The sequence below is a fragment of the Streptomyces sp. NPDC001108 genome, from assembly GCF_053598535.1.
In genome coordinates this window covers 52510-70615 of sequence record NZ_JBSFKL010000015.1, presented here as the reverse complement: position 1 = coordinate 70615, position 18106 = coordinate 52510, and the positions used below count along the sequence as shown (strand labels likewise).

Annotated in this window: 13 protein-coding genes; 5 read left to right on the top strand and 8 right to left on the bottom strand. The window is 72.5% G+C overall.

Going from position 1 to position 18106, the window contains the following annotated elements; genetic code table 11:
* Window positions 1–185 precede the first annotated feature (185 nt).
* Window positions 186–3503 (top strand): AfsR/SARP family transcriptional regulator, encoded by a 3318-nt coding sequence (locus ACWC97_RS27550; protein WP_450652152.1) that lies wholly within the window; start codon window positions 186–188, stop codon window positions 3501–3503.
* A gap of 57 nt (window positions 3504–3560) precedes the next feature.
* Here the strand turns inward: ACWC97_RS27550 and ACWC97_RS27545 are convergent, their stop codons facing one another.
* From ACWC97_RS27545 to panB, 3 genes are all read right to left on the bottom strand, one after another.
* On the bottom strand, window positions 3561–4415 hold the full coding sequence (locus ACWC97_RS27545) for an ABC transporter permease (RefSeq protein WP_352277676.1): 855 nt from the start codon (window positions 4413–4415) through the stop codon (window positions 3561–3563).
* The gene (locus tag ACWC97_RS27540) at window positions 4412–5434 is read right to left on the bottom strand and encodes an ATP-binding cassette domain-containing protein (RefSeq protein WP_352277675.1); all 1023 of its coding nucleotides are present in this window, start codon (window positions 5432–5434) and stop codon (window positions 4412–4414) included. The genes ACWC97_RS27545 and ACWC97_RS27540 overlap by 4 nt, the downstream gene beginning before the upstream one ends.
* Before the next feature lie 166 nt (window positions 5435–5600).
* Window positions 5601–6488, bottom strand: a complete 888-nt coding sequence (panB, locus tag ACWC97_RS27535) for a 3-methyl-2-oxobutanoate hydroxymethyltransferase (protein ID WP_352277674.1) — start codon at window positions 6486–6488, stop codon at window positions 5601–5603.
* 193 nt (window positions 6489–6681) lie between these two features.
* On the opposite strand from panB, the gene ACWC97_RS27530 reads away from it, so the two are divergent.
* From ACWC97_RS27530 to ACWC97_RS27520, 3 genes are all read left to right on the top strand, one after another.
* A complete protein-coding gene (locus tag ACWC97_RS27530) occupies window positions 6682–8310 on the top strand; it encodes an MFS transporter (RefSeq protein ID WP_352277673.1) in 1629 nt (542 codons plus the stop codon).
* A gap of 109 nt (window positions 8311–8419) precedes the next feature.
* The gene (locus ACWC97_RS27525; protein ID WP_352277809.1) at window positions 8420–9061 is read left to right on the top strand and encodes a TetR/AcrR family transcriptional regulator; all 642 of its coding nucleotides are present in this window, start codon (window positions 8420–8422) and stop codon (window positions 9059–9061) included.
* Window positions 9062–9263: 202 nt separating this feature from the next.
* On the top strand, window positions 9264–10292 hold the full coding sequence (locus ACWC97_RS27520) for an endonuclease/exonuclease/phosphatase family protein (protein WP_450652149.1): 1029 nt from the start codon (window positions 9264–9266) through the stop codon (window positions 10290–10292).
* Window positions 10293–10450: 158 nt separating this feature from the next.
* Here ACWC97_RS27520 and ACWC97_RS27515 read toward each other — a convergent pair whose 3' ends face one another.
* From ACWC97_RS27515 to ACWC97_RS27495, 5 genes are all read right to left on the bottom strand, one after another.
* On the bottom strand, window positions 10451–12205 hold the full coding sequence (locus ACWC97_RS27515) for an NAD+ synthase (RefSeq protein WP_352277668.1): 1755 nt from the start codon (window positions 12203–12205) through the stop codon (window positions 10451–10453).
* A 90-nt stretch (window positions 12206–12295) separates the two neighbouring features.
* Entirely contained in the window at window positions 12296–13981 is a 1686-nt protein-coding gene (locus ACWC97_RS27510; protein WP_352277666.1) for a multicopper oxidase family protein, read from the bottom strand.
* A 350-nt stretch (window positions 13982–14331) separates the two neighbouring features.
* Complete coding sequence (locus ACWC97_RS27505) at window positions 14332–14757, bottom strand: CBS domain-containing protein (protein WP_352277808.1); 426 nt, start codon at window positions 14755–14757, stop codon at window positions 14332–14334.
* A 168-nt stretch (window positions 14758–14925) separates the two neighbouring features.
* Complete coding sequence (locus tag ACWC97_RS27500; RefSeq protein ID WP_450652146.1) at window positions 14926–15663, bottom strand: DUF305 domain-containing protein; 738 nt, start codon at window positions 15661–15663, stop codon at window positions 14926–14928.
* A complete protein-coding gene (locus ACWC97_RS27495; RefSeq protein WP_450652144.1) occupies window positions 15660–16364 on the bottom strand; it encodes a DUF3105 domain-containing protein in 705 nt (234 codons plus the stop codon). Before ACWC97_RS27495 ends, ACWC97_RS27500 begins: the two co-directional genes overlap by 4 nt.
* Window positions 16365–16599: 235 nt before the next feature.
* Between ACWC97_RS27495 and glnA the strand changes: the two genes are divergently transcribed.
* Complete coding sequence (glnA, locus tag ACWC97_RS27490) at window positions 16600–17961, top strand: type I glutamate--ammonia ligase (RefSeq protein WP_352277664.1); 1362 nt, start codon at window positions 16600–16602, stop codon at window positions 17959–17961.
* Window positions 17962–18106: the final 145 nt, after the last annotated feature.

Below are 18106 nucleotides of genomic sequence, written 5' to 3'. Positions count from 1 at the left end.
GCGGGCACGGGGGACCGGACGGCGACCGTACCGCCGACACGCCATGAACGTCTCGCGTCCGGGCGGTGGATCCGGAAAGGGCGGGGGCATGACGAACCCAGCCGGAGCACCGCACGCGGAGTATCGGACAGGGGAACGGTCGGACGTGTGTGCCCGTATCGGTTCCGGTCGCGGAGAATAGGCCGGTGCGCTACTGCATCCTCGGAACGACCCGGGCACTCCACGACGACGGCACGGCCGTCCCCCTCGGCGGAGCCCGGCTGCGTGCCCTGCTCACCGTCCTCGCGCTGCGCCCCGGCCGCACGGTCCCCGCCGCCGTCCTCGTCGACGAGGTGTGGGACGGCGAACCGCCCGCCGACGCGGTGGGCGCGCTCCAGGCGCTCGTCGGCCGGCTCCGGCGCGCGGTCGGCCATGACGCGGTCGCCTCCGGGGCCGGCGGCTACCGGCTGACCGCCGGGCCGGACGCCATCGACCTGCACCGCTTCGAGCGGCTCGCCGGGGAGGGCACACGGGCCCTGGAACGGGGCGACGCGGCGGACGCGGCGGCCCTCCTCGACCAGGCGCTCGCCCTGTGGACCGGCCCGGTCCTGGCCGACCTGCCCGACCGCACCGGCCCCGCCGCCCGCTGGGAGGCCCGCCGGCTGGACGCCCGCCGCACCCGGCTGCGCGCCCTCCTCGCGCTCGGCCGCGCCGACGACGCCCTGCCCGAACTGGTCGCCCTCTGCGCCGAGCACCCGATCGACGAACCCCTCCAGGCGCTGCGGCTGCGGGCCCTGCGCGACGCGGGCCGTACCGCCCAGGCCCTGGCCGCCTACGACGAGGTGCGCACCGGGCTCGCCGACCGCCTCGGCACCGACCCCGGCCCCGAGCTGCGCGCCCTGCACACCGAACTGCTCCACCAGGACCCCGCACCACCCGCCCGGACCACCGCCCCCGCCGCCCCGGCCCCCGGGCCCGCCCCGGCCGCCGCGCCGCAGGGCAACCTCCGGGCCCGGCTCACCAGCTTCGTCGGACGCCAGGAGGAGATCGGGGCCCTGCGCGAGGACCTGGCGCACGCCCGGCTGGTCACCCTCCTGGGCCCCGGCGGCGCGGGCAAGACCCGGCTCTCCCAGGAGGCCGCCGAGTCCGTCGCCGCCTCCTGGCCCGACGGCGTCTGGCTGGCCGAACTCGCCCCCGTCGACGACCCCGAGGCCGTCCCGGAGGCCGTGCTGACCGCGCTCGGCGCCCGCGAGACCGTGCTGCGCGGTGCCGGTGCCGGGGAGTTCCGGGCCGTCGAGGGCGGTGCGGGCGACGCCCTGGCCCGGCTCACCGAACACTGCTCCCGGCGCCGCATGCTGCTGCTCCTGGACAACTGCGAGCACCTGATCGGGGCCGCCGCCGCCCTCGCCGACCACCTCCTCGCCCACTGCCCGCACCTCACCGTCCTCGCCACCAGCCGCGAACCCCTCGGCGTACCGGGCGAGTTCGTCCGACCCGTCGAATCGCTGCCCGACCCGATGGCGCTCCGCCTGTTCGCCGAACGCGGCGCCGCCGCCCGGCCCGGCTTCCGTACCGACGCCGACGCGGAGACCGGGGCCGCCGCCGCGGAGATCTGCCGGCGCCTCGACGGAATGCCGCTCGCCATCGAACTCGCCGCCGCCCGGCTGCGGATGCTCACCCCGCGCCAGATCGCCGACCGGCTCGACGACCGCTTCCGCCTCCTCACCAGCGGCGCCCGCACGGTCCTGCCCCGCCAGCAGACCCTGCGCGCCGTCGTCGACTGGTCCTGGGACCTCCTGGACGGGCCCGAACGCGCCGTCCTGCGCCGCCTCTCCGTCTTCGCGGGCGGCTGCACCCTCACCGCCGCCGAGGCGGTCTGCGCGGACGGCCCGGCCCAGGAACCGGAGATCGCCGCGCTGCTCGGCTCGCTCGTCGACAAGTCGCTGGTCGTCGCCGCCCCCGCCGAGGACGGCGAGATGCGCTACCGGCTGCTGGAGACCGTCGGCGAGTACGCCGCCGAACGGCTCGACGAGGCCGCCGAACGGGCCCCCGTGGTCCGCCGCCACCAGGTCTTCTACCGCGAGCTGGCCCGTACCACCGACCCCGAGCTGCGCGGCCCCCGCCAGCGGGACGCGATCGCGCTCCTCCAGCGCGAGTACGAGAACATCCGGACCGCGCTGCGCCACGCCGTCGCCACCGGCGACGAGCAGGAGGCGCTCAGCATGGTGCTCTCGCTCTGTTGGTACTGGCAGATGCGCGATGTGCGGTCCGAGGCCCTCCAGTGGGCCGACGCGGTCGCGGCCCTGGGCCCCGACCCCTTCGCCGGACCCGCCGAAACCGCCCCCGACCTGGCCGAACGCTGCATCGACGCCCCGCCGCCGATGCGGCCCGAACTGCTCCAGGAGGCCCGGCGCCAGAACGCCATGCTCCGGCTGGTCAGCATGGACCACGCCATGGAGCGGTGGACCGACGAGAAGGGCATGGCCCGGCTGCGGATCATCGCCGACACCTACCGGCCCGGCCAGCCGCAGACCTGCCGGGGCCCGGCCTCGCTCTGGTTCTTCGCGGTCATGCTCGTCGGCGAGACCGGCAAACTCCGCGGACTGCTGGACGCCTGGGTCGACGCGTGCCGGGCGTACGGCTACGAGTGGGAGCTCGGCGCCGCCCTCCAGATGCGGGCCAACGTCCTGGCCAACCGGCCCGAGTGGTCCGGCGAGGCCCGGGAGGACGCCGACGAGAGCCTGGAGATCTTCCGCCGGATCGGTGACGACTGGGGCGCGGCCGAGGCGCTGTCGGCGCGCGGCGAGGCCAACGAGCGGCACGGCGACTACGCCCGCGCGGCCGCGGACTTCACGGCCGCCATCGACTGTGCCGAGCAACTGGGCGCCCAGACCCAGGTGGCCGTCCTGCGCACCCGGTACGCCGCCGTGGTCACCGAAATGGGGCGCGGCGCCGAGGGCGAGGCGATCCTGCGCGAGGTGCTCGAAGAGGGGCACGAGGTGATGTCCTTCGCCCGGCTCCACCTGGCCATGTGGCTGGGCCGCGACGGGCGCACCGACGAGGCGCGCGAACAACTGGCCGTGCTGAACCGGGAGTTCCACGCCGACGCGATGGCCCTCTTCGAGGGGCTCGTGATCGGCGTCTCGGCCTGGCTGGACAACCAGGACGGCCGGTACGCCGACGCCCTGCCCCGCGCCCTGACCGCGCTGGACAGGTCGACCGACCGGCTGTCGCAGCTGATGGCCCCCCAGATGAGCGTCGTCCATCTGGTGACCATCGCCCGCTCGCTGGCCGGGCTCGGCGGCGAGACCCGGGCGGTGGCGGCGGCCCGGCTGCTGGGCGCCGGCAAGGAGCTGCTGCCCCGCGGGCACGTGCCGACGCTGACGGAACGGCAGGACCGGGAGCTGGCCGAGGAGCAGGCCCGCGCCGTGCTCGGCCCGGACGCCTACGCGCGCGCGTGCGCCGAGGGCGGCGGCCTCTCCCTGGAGGAGGCCACCGCCTTGCTGGAGCCGTACCGGGCCTGAGCCGCGCGGGCCGGACCCGTCACCCGTAGGTCAGGGCTCCCTGCGGAACCCCGTACGTCAGGACTTCTTGCGGAACTTGGAGACCGCCAGCGGCGCGATCACCGCGGTGAGCACCACGGTCCAGCCGAGCGTCACCAGGACCGCGTGGGCGACCGGGCCGCCCATCATCAGCCCGCGCGCCGCGTCGGCCAGGTTGGACAGCGGGTTGTACTCGGTGAACGCCCGCAGCCAGCCCGGCATCGTCTGCGTCGGGGCGAAGATCGAGGAACCGAACTGGAGCGGCATCAGCACCAGCATCCCCATCCCCTGGACGGCCTGCGACGTCTTCATGGTCAGCCCGAGCAGGATGAAGATCCACATGATGGCGGCGCCGAACGCGGCCGACAGCGCGATCGCCCCGACCAGCCCGAGCACCGACTCCTGGAGCTTCATGCCGAGGGCGAAGCCCATGGCCAGCAGGATCAGCGTGGCCACCATCATCCGGCCCAGCTCCACGACGATCTTCGCGATGAGCACCGAGGAACGGGCTATCGGCATCGTCCGGAACCGGTCCATGACGCCCTTGCGGAAGTCGTCGTTGACCCCGGTGCCGACCGCCATGGCGATGTTCATGCCCATCATCGCCATCAGGCCGGGGATCAGGTAGTTCAGGTACTCCTGTCGGCCGCCGCCCATGCTGCCGCCGACCGAGCCGCCGAAGACGTACACGAACAGCAGCGTGAAGATGACGGGCATCAGCAGCGCGTCGAACATCGACTCCGGATCCTTCTTGATCTGGAGCAGATTGCGCCGCACCAGCGCCCCGATGTGGCGCAGATTGCTCCGCAGTCCGATCCGGCCCTCGTCCCGGACCTCCCTGGGCCGGGCGGAACCGGTGGACGCGGGCGTGGGGGTCAGAGTCGCCGTGCTCATGCCGCGACCTCCTCGGGGATCGTCTCGGCGGCGGAAGAGGACTTCTCGCCGGTGATGGCCAGGAACACCTCGTCCAGGCTGGGCAGCGCGGTGGCGACGTGCGCCAGCGGGAAGCCCCTGGTGCCGAGCAGCCCGATGACGGCGGTCAGCTGCTCGTCGCTGAGGATCGGCACGTACAGCAGCCCCTCGTCCGGGACCGCCTGCGCGCCCGCCACCCCGTCGAGCGAGGCCTCCCGGATCGCCTGCGCCATCTCGGGCAGCTGCGCCGGGTCCGAGGGGCGGATCTGGAGGGTGCGGCCGCCGACCTTCGCCTTCAGCTCGTCGACGCCGCCCCGGGCGATGATGCGGCCCTTGTCGATGACCGTCAGCTCGTTGGCGAGCTGCTCGGCCTCCTCCATGTACTGCGTGGTCAGCAGCACGGTCGCGCCCTCCGCGACCATCCGCTGCACCTCGTCCCAGACCTCGTTGCGGGTCCGGGGGTCCAGACCGGTCGTCGGCTCGTCCAGGTAGAGGACGGCCGGGTTGCCGATCATCGAGGCGGCCAGGTCGAGCCGGCGCCGCATGCCGCCGGAGTAGTCCATGGCGGCCTTCTTCGCCGCGTCGGTGAGCGAGAAGCGCTCCAGCAGCTCGTCCGCCCTGGCCCGCGCGTCCTTGCGGGACAGATCGAGCAGCCGCCCGATCATGTAGAGGTTCTCCCAGCCGGAGAGCTTCTCGTCGACCGAGGCGTACTGCCCGGTCAGCCCGATCGTCCGGCGCAGCTGCCGGGGCTGCTTCACCACGTCGTACCCCGCCACCACGGCGTGCCCGGCGTCCGGGACGATCAGCGTGGACAGGCAGCGCACGAGCGTGGTCTTGCCGGCTCCGTTGGGGCCGAGGACACCGAGGACGGTGCCTTCCCGGACGTCGAGGTCCACACCGTCCAGAGCCTTGGTCGAGCCGTAGTGCTTGACCAGACCCCGGACCTCCACGGCGTTCGCGCCGCTCCTGGGGTTCTTGTCGATTCGCGTCATGCCCACCATGGGACCAGCCGCCACCGACAAGCCGCCGACAGCGGGCCGACAGCGGGCCGACAGCCCGCCGATGGGGGATGTCGGCGGGCTGTCGGTGGTGCGGGCAGTGGTCTGCCGGTTCCGCCGGGCACACGTCCCGGCGGAAACGGATACGCGGACTGAACGGATAAGCGGACTAGTGGAAGGTGTGCTCCGCGGCCGGGAACGCCCCGCCCACGACCTCCTCGGCGAACTCCTTCGCCGCGTCGCCCAGCACCTGGCGCAGGTTCGCGTACTGCTTGGTGAAGCGCGGCACCTTGCCGCCGGTCAGCCCGACCATGTCGGTGTAGACCAGCACCTGCGCGTCGGTGTCCGGACCGGCGCCGATGCCGACGGTCGGGATGTGCAGGGTGCGGGTGACCTCGGCGGCCAGCTCGGCCGGTACGAGCTCCAGCACGACGGCGAACGCCCCCGCGTCCTGCACCGCCTTCGCGTCCCGCAGCAACTGCTGGGCGGCCTCCTCGCCGCGGCCCTGCACCCGGTAGCCCATCGCGTTGACGGACTGCGGGGTCAGGCCGATGTGGGCCATCACGGGGATGCCCGCCTCGACCAGCAGCCGGATCTGCTCGTGGCTCCGCTCGCCGCCCTCCAGCTTGACCGCACCGACCCCCGAGTCCTTGATCAGCCGGGTGGCGTTGCGCAGGGCCTGGACGGGGCCCTCCTGGTACGAGCCGAAGGGCAGGTCGGCGACGATCAGGGCACGCCGGGTGCCCCGGACGACGGCGGCCGAGAGGATCGCGATCTCGTCCATCGTGACCGGCACGGTGGTCTCGTAACCGAGATGGCAGTTGCCCATGGAGTCGCCGACGAGCATGACCGGGATGCCGGCCTCGTCGAAGACGGACGCGGTCATCGCGTCGTAGGCGGTGAGCATCGGCCACTTCTCGCCGCGCGCGGTGGCGGCGGTGATGTCGTGGACGGTGATACGGCGGGTGCTCTTTCCTCCGTACAGCGCCTTGCTGCTGTCGGCGGGGGCTCCCGCGGAAGAGGGTACGGACTGGTTTCGCGCAGCCTGAAGCGACATGGCGAACGGCTCCTTCGTCATCTCGAGGCGCCCTGACGGCGTCCCCGGACCGGTTCCATGGTGGCATCCCGTGCCGGTTCCCGTGAAGTGGGTGTCCGTACGGCGGTGCCCCGGTGTCCAAGCGGCCCCGGCACCGGGTCAAGACTTTCCAATACGAGACGGTCTCGTATCGGAAATCGGCTACGCTCCTGACATGTCGATGCCGTCAGGTGCCCGCGCCGCCGCGCCCCGCGTACCGGAGGCGGTCCACCGCCGTCGCTGGGCGATCCTCGTCGTTCTGATGTTCAGCCTGCTCATCGTCGTGCTGGACAACTCGATCCTGAACGTCGCGGTCAAGACCATCGCCAGCCCCGCGCCCTCCGGCCTCGGCGCCACCCAGAGCCAGCTGGAGTGGGCGATCAACGCCTACACGCTGGTCTTCGCCGGCCTCCTGTTCACGGCGGGCCTGCTCGGCGACCGCATCGGCCGCAAGAAGGTGCTGCTCTTCGGCATCCTGCTCTTCGGCGCCGGGTCCGCACTGGCCGCCATGTCCGGCTCGCCCGCCCAGCTGATCACCTGGCGCGCCCTGATGGGTTTCGGCGCCGCGTTCGTGATGCCGGCCACCCTCGCCGTCCTGATGAACGTCTTCGAGCGCGAGGAGCAGCCCCGCGCCATCGGGGTATGGGCGGGCAGCGTCGGCGTCGCCATCGCGATCGGCCCGATCACCGGCGGGCTCCTGCTCGAACACTTCTGGTGGGGCTCGATCTTCCTGGTCAACGTGCCGGTGGTGATCGTGGCCCTGATCGCGATGGCGCTGCTGGTACCCGACTCCAAGGACCCGAACCCGGGCCGGACCGACCCCCTGGGCGTGCTGCTCTCCATCGTCGGCCTGGTGCTGCTGGTGTACGGCATCATCCGCGGCGGCCAGCTCGGCGACTTCGCCGACCCGGTGGTGCTGGCGTCGAGCATCGGCGGTCTGCTCGTGCTCGCCGGATTCGTCCGGTACGAGAAGCGCAGCAGCCACCCCGCCCTCGACATCGGGTACTTCAAGGACCCGGCCTTCGCCGCGGCCGTCGCCGCCATCGCGCTGATCTTCTTCGCGCTGATGGGGGTGACCTTCTTCTCCGCTTTCTACATGCAGAGCGTGCGCGGCTGGAGCGCGCTGCAGGCCGGGGTGATGCTGCTTCCGCTGGCCGCCTCCCAGATGATCTTCGCGCCCCGGGCCCGGCTGCTCGTGGACCGCTTCGGCGCCCGCGCCACCTGCACCGGGGGCATGCTGCTGGTCGCCGTCGGGCTGTCGTCGTTCATCCTGTTCGACGCCACCACACCGGTCTGGGTGCTGTGCCTGCTCTTCTTCGTCCAGGGCACGGGCATGGCCCATGTGATGACCCCGGTCACCGTCTCGGTGATGCAGTCGCTGCCCCGGGAGAAGGCCGGTTCCGGCTCGGCGATCAACAACACCTTCCGGCAGGTCGGCGGGGCGCTCGGCGTCGCCGTGCTCGGCTCGGTGCTCTCCGCCGTCTACCGGCACGGCATCGAGGACCACCTCGGGGCCGTCCCGCCCGCCGCCCGGGACGCGGCGGGGGAGTCGATCGAGGCCACCCTCGGCATCGCGGACCGGATGGGCCCGGCGGGCACCTCCCTGGCCGCCTCCGCCGACGACGCGTTCCTGAAGGCCATGCACGTCACCGCCGCGGGATCGGCCACCGTGGCCCTGCTGGGCGCCCTGGTCGTCCTGCTGTTCCTGCCCGGGAGGCGGGCGGAGCCGTCCGGACCGGGGGCGGTGGACGGGGCCACCGACCCCGTCGGCGACAATCGGCCGGGCGGCCGGGCGGTGCGGTGAGAGGCGGAACGACGTGCGGGTACGGGCGGGTGCGCAGGACCGGGACCACTCCTCGCGGGCAGGTACCCAGGACCGGGACCACCTCTCGCGGGCAGGCGCGGCGGCGGCGGTGGAAGCGGAACCGGAGGCAGAACCGCGCCGCGGCCGGCCCCGCAGCGCGGCCGCCGAGCGGGCCATCCTGGACGCCGTCGCCGCGCTGCTGGAGGCGGGCGAACCGCTGGGCGGCCTCTCCATCGAACGGATAGCCCGCACCGCCGGGGTCGGCAAGGCCACGATCTACCGGCGGTGGAGCGGCAAGGAGGAGCTCTTCGTCGACGTCCTGCGCGACATCGAACCGCCGGAGCCCGCCGTCTCCGGCACCGCGGGCCTCGCCGACCTGCGCCTGCTCCTGGAGTCGATCCGCGGGCGAGGCCTGGCCCACCGCTCCTCGGCCCTGCTGCACAACGTGTTCGCGCAGATGAAGAGCCACCCCCGGCTCTGGGACGAGTACCACCGCAACGTCATCGGCCCCCGCCGCGCCGCCATGACGGCCGCCGTCCGGCGCGCGGTCGAGGCGGGCGAACTCCGCGCCGACCTGGACGTGGAACTGATGGGCGACCTGTTCCTCGGCCCCATGCTCGTACGCACCGTCCACCGCCCCGACGCGCCGCTGCCCGAGGACCTCGCCGACCGGATCGTCCGGGCCCTGGTGGACGGACTGGCGCCCCGCCCGGCCGAAGGACCCGCCCCGCACCCGGCCGACCCCCGCTGACGCGCCCGGGCCGAAGCGGAATGGCCCGGATGTCCTTGTTCTGTCACAGCCCCCGCCGGACCCGCCCCGGCAGGAACCCACCGGCCCCCACCGTTCGTCCTGGTGGCAGTACGGCCGTCACGGACGACCGGAAACACGCTGCCCATCGCCTAGGGTCGAGGGCGCGGCGACACGCACGGCAAGGGCAGCAGTGAGGACAGCGATGGTGCAGGCGTACGGAGCGGACACCGGGAACGACCGCACGGATCCGGAGCACGCCGGACCGGGCTCCGGGCCGAGTGGACTGCGCGCGAGACTGACCGGCGACCCCGGCATCTGGCGGCGCGGCATCGTCCTCGCCTGCTGCTCCGTCCTCCTCACCCTGGTGCTGGCCTTCCACTCCAAGATCCCGAACACCATCGGCAACCTGGGCAGCCTCTCCGAGACCTTCCTGCCGTGGTTCGGGCTCCTCGTCCCGCTGCTGCTGGTCCTGGCCCTGGTGCGCCGCTCGGCCACCGCCCTGGTCGCCCTGCTGCTGCCGGCCGTGGTCTGGCTCAACGCCTTCGGCGGGCTGCTCACCGACAAGACGGGCACCGGCGGCGACCTCACCGTCGCCACCCACAACGTCAACGCCGACAACCCCGACCCCGCGGCCACCGCCCGCAAGGTCGCGGCCTCCGGCGCCGACGTCATCGCCCTGGAGGAGCTGCCCACCGGCAAGGTCGCCGCGTACCAGAAGGCCCTCGCCGACAGCTACCCGCACCACTCGGTCCAGGGCACCGTCGGCCTCTGGAGCAAATACCCGATGCACGCCACCCGGCCGGTCGACATCAAGATGGGCTGGACCCGCGCGATGCGCTCCACGGTCACCACCCCGAAGGGCGAGGTCGCCGTCTACGTGGCCCACCTGCCGTCCGTCCGCGTCAAGCTGCACGCCGGGTTCACCGCCAACCAGCGCGACGACAGCGCGGACGCCCTGGGCGAGGCCATCGCCGACGAACGCCTCGACCGGGTGATCGTCCTCGGCGACCTCAACGGCACGATGAACGACCGCGCCCTGACGGCGGTCACCTCCCAACTGCGCTCCACCCAGGGCGCCGCGGGCAACGGCTTCGGCTTCAGCTGGCCGGCCTCGTTCCCGATGGCCCGGATCGACCAGATCCTCGTACGGGACGTCGAACCGGTGTCGTCCTGGACGCTGGAGCGGACCGAGAGCGACCACCTCCCGCTCGCGGCCCGCGTGAAGCTCTGACCCCTCGACCCGAGCGGGCCCCGATCCGACGGGGACACCGTCATGCGGGCGTGGGTGGACGACGGGGACCAGTCCGTTCCGGAGAAGCAGGGGCCATGAGAACGGCCGTCCGCCCCCGACCGGTGTCAGGGGCGGACGGCCGTGGGGTTCGGGCCCGCTCAGGCCGATTCGCGCCAGCGGTTGGTGATCGGGAGGCGGCGGTCCTTGCCGAAGCCCTTGGGGGAGATCTTCGTGCCCGGCGGGTACTGGCGGCGCTTGTACTCCGCGGTGTCCACCATCCGCAGCGTCTTCGCCACCAGCTCCGGGTCGAAACCGGCCGCGACGATCTCGGCGAGGCCCTGGTCCCGGTCGACGTACAGCTCCAGGATGCGGTCCAGTACGTCGTAGTCGGGCAGCGAGTCCGTGTCGACCTGGCCGGGGCGCAGCTCGGCGCTGGGCGGCTTGGTGATGGACGCCTCGGGGATCGGCGGGGTCTGCCCGCGCTCCTCGGCGGCCCGGTTGCGCCACTTCGCGAGGCGGAAGATCGACGTCTTGTAGACGTCCTTGATCGGGCCGTACGCGCCGACCGAGTCGCCGTAGAGGGTGGAGTAGCCGACCGCCAGCTCGGACTTGTTGCCCGGGGCGAGGACGATCTGGCCCTCCTGGTTGGAGACGGCCATCAGCGTCGTGCCGCGCAGCCGGGACTGGAGGTTCTCCTCCGCGAGGCCGGTGAGCCCCAGCGAGCCCATGTACGCGTCGAACATCGGCTCGATCGGTACGGTGCGGAAGTTAAGCCCGGTGCGGCGGGCCAGCTCGGCCGCGTCGCCCTTGGAGTGGTCCGAGGAGTACTTCGACGGCATGGAGATGCCGTACACGTTCTGCGCGCCCAGCGCGTCGCAGGCGATGGCCGCCACGAGCGCCGAGTCGATCCCGCCGGAGAGCCCGATCAGCACGCTGCGGAAGCCGTTCTTCGCGGCGTACGCCCGCAGGCCCACGACCAGTGCCGAGTACAGCTCCTCGTCGTCGTCCAGCCGCTCGGCGTAGCCGCCGGTCAGCTCCGCCGGGTAGGCCGGCAGGGGCTCCTCGGAGAGCACCACGTGGTCGATCCGCAGGCCGTCCTGGACCACCCCGGACGGCGCCTCGGCGGCGGCCGCCGGAAGATCCAGGTCGAGCACCACGCTGCCCTCGGCGAACTGCGGGGCGCGGGCGATGACCTCGCCGTCCCGGCCGACGACGATCGAGTCGCCGTCGAAGACCAGCTCGTCCTGGCCGCCGATCATCGCCAGGTACGCGGTGGTGCAGCCGGCCTCCTGGGCCCGCTTGCGGACCAGCTCCAGCCGGGTGTCGTCCTTGTCCCGCTCGTACGGCGAGGCGTTGATCGACAGCAGCAGCCCGGCGCCGGCGGCCCGCGCGGCGGGCACCCGGCCGCCGTCCTGCCAGAGGTCCTCGCAGATCGCGAGCGCCACGTCGACGCCGTGCACCCGCACCACCGGCATCGAGTCGCCCGGCACGAAGTACCGGAACTCGTCGAAGACGCCGTAGTTGGGCAGGTGGTGCTTGGCGAACTTCAGCGCCACCTGCCCGCGGTGCAGCACCGCGGCGGCGTTCTGCGGGGCCCCGGCGGGCTGCCCGTAGCGGGGCTGGGCCGTCTCGGAGCGGTCGAGGTAGCCGACCACCACCGGCAGCTCCCCGAACCCCTCCGCGTCGAGCCGGGCGGCGAGCGCGAGCAGCGCCCGCCGGGACGCCTCGACGAAGGACGGGCGCAGCGCCAGGTCCTCGACGGGGTAGCCGGTCAGCACCATCTCCGGGAACGCCACCAGGTGGGCGCCCTGTTCGGCGGAGTGCCGGGTCCAGTGGACGATCGCCTCGGTGTTGCCGGCGAGATCGCCGACGGTCGAGTCGATCTGATTCAGTGCGAGACGTAGTTGAGGCACGGGCACCAGTGTAATCGTCTGACTGACGCAATGTCCGCGCGGGCCGCGGAAGGGTCGCCGCGGCCCGCCGGGACCCGGCCCGGTGGCGGGTCAGGTCCGGTAGCCGAGGACGGTCATCATGCCCATGTCCGAGTGGTAGATGTTGTGGCAGTGCAGCATCCACAGCCCCGGGTTGTTCGCCTCGAACTCGACGCCCAGGGAGCTGTTCGGCCGGACGATCGCGGTGTCCTTGCGCGCCCAGTGCGACCGGCCCCGCTCGGTGGACCAGTGGCGCCGCCCGGCCGGGCCGACCACGCCGAAGGAGTGCCCGTGCAGATGGATCGGGTGCCACATCTCCGTGGCGTTGTAGAACTCCAGCCGGACCCGCTCGCCCGCCCGCACCGGGTGGCGCTGGCGCGGGTTGTACGGATCGTGGTCGAACGCCCAGTTGTAGTCCCGCATGTTGCCGGTCATCTTGAACCGGAGGGTCCGGTCGAACCCGCGTCCCGGCAGCTCCACCGACTCGTCCGGCCTCAGGCCGAACGCCTCGACCAGCCGCCCGTCCAGCTCCTTGGGGCGGACGTTCGCGGCGGGGGCGGTCCCCTTGCCGGTGCGGAGCAGGGCCAGCGCGGTGGCGTTCTTGCCCTCCGCCAGCGCGGTCAGCGGGAAGACGCCGTCGCCCGCGGTGACCACCACGTCGTACCGCTCGCCCATGCCCAGCAGCAGGGCGTCGGTCGTGGCGTGCCGGACCGGGTAGCCGTCGGTGTGGGTGATCGTCATCCGGTGGCCGCCGAGCGCCACCCGGAAGGCGGTGTCGCCGCCCGCGTTGATGATCCGGATCCGGATGCGCTCGCCGGGCTTGGCCGTGAAGGTGGTGGGGGCCTTCGGGACGCGCCCGTTGATCAGGTAGTACGGGTAGGCGACATCGCCCCCGTGGCTGCCGAGCAGCTTGCTGTACGAGTGCTTCCCCAGCCGCGTGGGCCCGCTGAGCGGCTTCCCGCCGTTGGACTTGGCGGGCTTCCCGGGCGCGCCGTGCCCGCCCGCGCCGTGGCTCATGCCGTGGCCCATGCCGCCCCGGCCGTGGCTCAGTTCGTTCAGCACCGAGTCGGGCGTCGAGCCGTCCACCCCGTCGACCCAGTCGTCGAGGACGACGACCCACTCCTTGTCGTACTTCAGGGGCTCCTTCGGGTCGTCGACGATCAGGGGCGCGTACAGCCCCCGGTCCTGCTGGACGCCGGTGTGCGGATGGAACCAGAACGTCCCGGCGTGCGGCACGGTGAACCGGTAGGAGTACTCGGTCTTCGGCCCGATCGGCGCCTGGGTCACCTCGGGGACGCCGTCCATGTTGTTCCGGACGTTGAGGCCGTGCCAGTGCAGTGACGTTTCCGCGGGGAGGTTGTTGGCCAGGGTGAGCGCCAGGGTGTCGCCCACGGTGACCCGGAGCTCCTTGCCGGGGAGCCGGCCGTCGTACGCCCAGGAGCCGACGGTGACTCCGCCCAGGTCGAGCTGGGCGGGGGCGGCGACCAGGCTCACCTTCCGCAGCGGGCCGACGCCCCGCTCGGTCTCGGCCGCGGCCACCTCCGGCCCGTCGGGGGAGACGTACTCGCCCTTGGAGCGCCTGCCGGGGGCGCCCCCGCGGTTCGCGCCGCCGTTGCCCGTACCGTCGGCGGCCGGGCCGCCGGTCTTCCGGCCGTCGGGGCCGCTGCCGGAGTCGCCGGAGCAGCCGGCCAGTGCCGCCGCACCCGCGGTGGCGACGGCGGCGCCGAGCACGGCGCGCCTGGTGGGGGAAGTACGCATGACGGAGTGCACCTCGGAGTCTGTTCGGTGGGTCGGGCTGCTGGGGGAGGGGGAGGCGCGCCCCCTCTATATCAGCGAGCCGAACAGATGCGACTGTCCGTATGTCGTACGTCCACACAGGGTCATGTCGAGCACCCTACCCCCGCCGGGTATCACTCGCGCGCCGAGCGGCCGCGCGTCCCGCGACCGTGTCCGTACGGGGCCCCGCGCGGAGCCCGTACGGCGTCCCGTGCGGTGGCCCGTACCGGTCGCGAGCACGGCGCCGGTGGCGGGGGGAGGGCGCGCCACGGCCCGGAACCCCTCGGAGGAGAGTTCCGGGCCGTGGTCACGGGACGGGCGCGCCGGTGCGGTCAGCCGTGCGCGTAGACCTGCGCCGCCCAGCCGGCGATCTGCTCGTCGCTGAGGTGCTGCGCCAGGTCGGCCTCGCTGATCATGCCGATCAGCTTCTTGTTCTCGACCACCGGGAGCCGGCGGATGCGGTGCGTCTGCATCTCCTCCAGCACCGTCTCCACCTCCGCGTCGGCGTCGATCCAGCGCGGCGTGCCATGGGCGAGGTCGCCCGCCGTCATCCTCGCCGGATCGTGACCCATGGCCACACAGCCGACCACGATGTCGCGGTCCGTGAGGATGCCGATCATCCGGTCCTGCTCGCCGTTGGCCGAGATGGGCAGCGCGCCGACCTTGTGGTCACGCATCAGCTGCGCGGCCCGGTCGAGCGTCTCGTGCGCGGGGATCCAGGTGGCCCCGGTGTGCATGATGTCCTTGGCGGTGGTCATGAGGGATTCCTCCTGCGTGCCGATGGGCATGCCGTACTCCCCCGAGCGAACCCATCGTCATGGGTCCGTTCGGGGGATGCGACCGCTATCACCCGTTCGGGTGCATCCGGCGCTTTTCGGGCACGCTCGGAGTCGCTCGGAACACGCTCCGCAGCCGGAGGGAACCCCTCAGGGGCGGGGTGCGGCTCCGCGCGCGGACAGCATGCCGGCCATTGCGTCCAGCTCCGACTGCTGCGCCTCGACCATCCCCCGGGCCAGCCGCCGCTCTGCGGGCACCGCACACAGCTCGGCACAGCCGCGGGCCATGTCGACGCCGCCCCTGTGGTGGTCGGTCATCAGCTGGAGGTAGAGCACCTCGGCCGTCCGGCCGCTCGCCTTCCCGAGCCGGTCCAGCTCCGTCCGGGTGGCCATGCCGGGCATCAGGGAGCCGTCGTGCGGCCGGTACGTGGTGCCCGGCTCGCCCGCCCCGGTCATCCCGGGCATGTCCGCCATCGGGTGCTCCGCGTGCCCGGCCGACATCCACGCCATCGGCGGCCCGGACACCGCCTTCGGCAGCTCCCACAGGTCCAGCCAGCCGAGCAGCATGCCGCGCTGGTTGGCCTGCGTGTTGACGATGTCGTACGCGAGCCGGCGCACCTCCTCGTCCCGTGTGCGGTCGCGCACGACGAGGGACAGCTCCACCGCCTGCTGGTGGTGGACGGCCATGTCACGGGCGAACCCGGCGTCCGCCGAGTCCACCGAGGGGGTGCCCGCCGCCGTGGTGCGGTGGTCCGTGCCGTTCCCGTTCCCGTCCCCGTGCGCGGAGGCGACCGTCGCCACCCCCGCGCAGAGCAGCGCGAGCACCGCGGCGGAGCCCACCGCCCACCGGCCGCCGCGTACGCGCCTCACACGCTGCGGCGCGGTCACGGCGCCTCCAGCCCGCCCGAGCACGTGGCACCGGGCTCGGGGGTCTGCGACCCCTGGACGAACTGCGAGAAGAACTGGTCGACCCTGGGGTCGTCGGCGCCGTCCACCGTCAGTTGCTTGCCCCAGGCGGTCAGCATGATCGTCCCGGACTGGTCCGCGTACGGGCTCATCAGCGAGTACGGCGTCCTGGACACCCGTTCGGCGAGCTTGTCGACATCGGGGCGCGGTGCCTTGGCGGTGTAGGTCACCCACACCGATCCGTGCTCCAGTGCGTGGACGGCGTTCACGTCGGGGATCGCCTTCGTGTAGACCGCGCCGTCGCAATTCATCCAAACGGGGTTGTGGTCACCCCCGACCGGAGGCTTCATCGGGTACGTGACGGGCCCGTTGACGTGATTGCGGGTCAGCTTCGACGCGTCCCAGCTCCGCAGCCCCTCGATCTTCTCGCTCGACTTTCCGGTGGGGGAGCCGTGCCCGGTCGCGGGCGCCTTGCCGTCGCCCGTCGCGCCGTCGCTCGCCGACGTGGGCGGCTTCTGCTCGGACGCCTCGGACACGGTGGTCAGCACCAGGTAGGAGCCGAAGCCGACCAGGCCCAGGACGACGAGCACGCTCAGACCTATGGCCAGGGCGCGGTCGCGGCGACCGCCGGGGCGGTGGGCGTCGTGCGGCTGGTCCATGGGGTTGTGCGGAGCGAAGCTCATGGCGTCAGGTCCTTCTGCGAAGGGGCGGTCACGGACAGGGACACCGGCGTGCGCGGGACCGTCGCGAGGACGCTTCGCCCCCGGCGCGCCGTGGGCGCCGATCGTAGTGGGTGGCCGGGTGCTCCATCTCACTCCGTGTGCGTAATCTGGGTGAAATCCCGGGTCGTGACACTGGAGCTCCTCCCCCTGTCCCGGGCGGTGGTGCACGGACCGTCTGAACTGCAAGGATGTGGCTATGGACAAGCAGCAGGAATTCGTCCTCAGGACGCTTGAGGAGCGCGACATCCGCTTCGTGCGGCTGTGGTTCACCGACGTCCTCGGCTACCTCAAGTCCGTCGCCGTGGCCCCCGCCGAGCTTGAGCAGGCGTTCGACGAAGGCATCGGCTTCGACGGATCCGCCATCGAGGGCTTCGCCCGGGTGTACGAGTCCGACATGATCGCCAAGCCGGACCCGGGCACCTTCCAGATCCTGCCGTGGCGGGCCGAGGCCCCGGGCACCGCCCGGATGTTCTGCGACATCCTGATGCCGGACGGCTCGCCGTCCTTCGCCGACCCGCGCTACGTCCTCAAGCGCATCCTCGCCAAGACCTCCGACCTGGGCTTCACCTTCTACACCCACCCGGAGATCGAGTTCTTCCTGCTGAAGGACAAGCCGGTCGACGGCAGCCGCCCCACCCCCGCCGACAGCTCCGGCTACTTCGACCACACCCCGCAGAACGTCGGCATGGACTTCCGCCGCCAGGCGATCACCATGCTCGAATCCATGGGGATCTCGGTCGAGTTCAGCCACCACGAGGGCGCCCCCGGCCAGCAGGAGATCGACCTGCGGTACGCGGACGCGCTCTCCACCGCCGACAACGTCATGACCTTCCGGCTGGTGATGAAGCAGGTCGCGCTGGAGCAGGGAGTGCAGGCGACCTTCATGCCGAAGCCGTTCTCCGAGTACCCCGGCTCGGGGATGCACACCCACCTCTCGCTCTTCGAGGGCGACCGCAATGCCTTCTACGAGTCGGGCGCCGAGTACCAGCTCTCCAAGGTCGGCCGCTCCTTCATCGCCGGTCTGCTCACCCACGCGGCGGAGATCTCCGCCGTCACCAACCAGTGGGTCAACTCCTACAAGCGGATCTGGGGCGGCTCCTCCCGCGCCGCGGGCGCCGGCGGCGAGGCCCCCTCGTACATCTGCTGGGGCCACAACAACCGCTCCGCGCTCATCCGCGTCCCGATGTACAAGCCGGGCAAGACCGGCTCCGCCCGGGTGGAGGTCCGCTCCATCGACTCCGGCGCCAACCCCTACCTGACGTACGCGGTGCTGCTCGCCGCGGGCCTCAAGGGCATCGAGGAGGGCTACGAGCTCCCGCCCGGCGCCGACGACGACGTCTGGGCGCTCTCCGACGCGGAGCGCCGCGCGATGGGCATCGAGCCGCTGCCGCAGAACCTGGGCGAGGCGATCGCGCTGATGGAGAAGAGCGAGCTGGTCGCCGAGACCCTCGGCGAGCACGTCTTCGACTTCTTCCTGCGCAACAAGAAGCAGGAGTGGGAGGAGTACCGCAGCGAGGTCACCGCCTTCGAGCTGAAGAACCTGCTGCCGGTGCTGTAGCCGCAGGCTCTACGTGGGCGGGGTCGCCCGGTTCGGTGAAGCGGCCCGCCCCCGGGGCCGGGGGTGCGGGTGGGCAAGGGCTGTCCCGGCGGTCCACCGCAGGTTTCTCGCGGGACGTTGTGCTGTCCGACGGGCCAAAGCGAGG

Bases quoted from the DNA above. Each gene is read 5' to 3' on its own strand.
- ACWC97_RS27495 (WP_450652144.1), bottom strand. From the start codon at position 16,364: ATGAGCTTCGCTCCGCACAACCCCATGGACCAGCCGCACGACGCCCAC.
- ACWC97_RS27530 (WP_352277673.1), top strand. From the start codon at position 6,682: ATGTCGATGCCGTCAGGTGCCCGCGCCGCCGCGCCCCGCGTACCGGAG.
- ACWC97_RS27510 (WP_352277666.1), bottom strand. From the start codon at position 13,981: ATGCGTACTTCCCCCACCAGGCGCGCCGTGCTCGGCGCCGCCGTCGCC.
- ACWC97_RS27520 (WP_450652149.1), top strand. From the start codon at position 9,264: ATGGTGCAGGCGTACGGAGCGGACACCGGGAACGACCGCACGGATCCG.
- ACWC97_RS27540 (WP_352277675.1), bottom strand. From the start codon at position 5,434: ATGGTGGGCATGACGCGAATCGACAAGAACCCCAGGAGCGGCGCGAAC.
- glnA (WP_352277664.1), top strand. From the start codon at position 16,600: ATGGACAAGCAGCAGGAATTCGTCCTCAGGACGCTTGAGGAGCGCGAC.
- ACWC97_RS27505 (WP_352277808.1), bottom strand. From the start codon at position 14,757: ATGACCACCGCCAAGGACATCATGCACACCGGGGCCACCTGGATCCCC.
- panB (WP_352277674.1), bottom strand. From the start codon at position 6,488: ATGTCGCTTCAGGCTGCGCGAAACCAGTCCGTACCCTCTTCCGCGGGA.
- ACWC97_RS27545 (WP_352277676.1), bottom strand. From the start codon at position 4,415: ATGAGCACGGCGACTCTGACCCCCACGCCCGCGTCCACCGGTTCCGCC.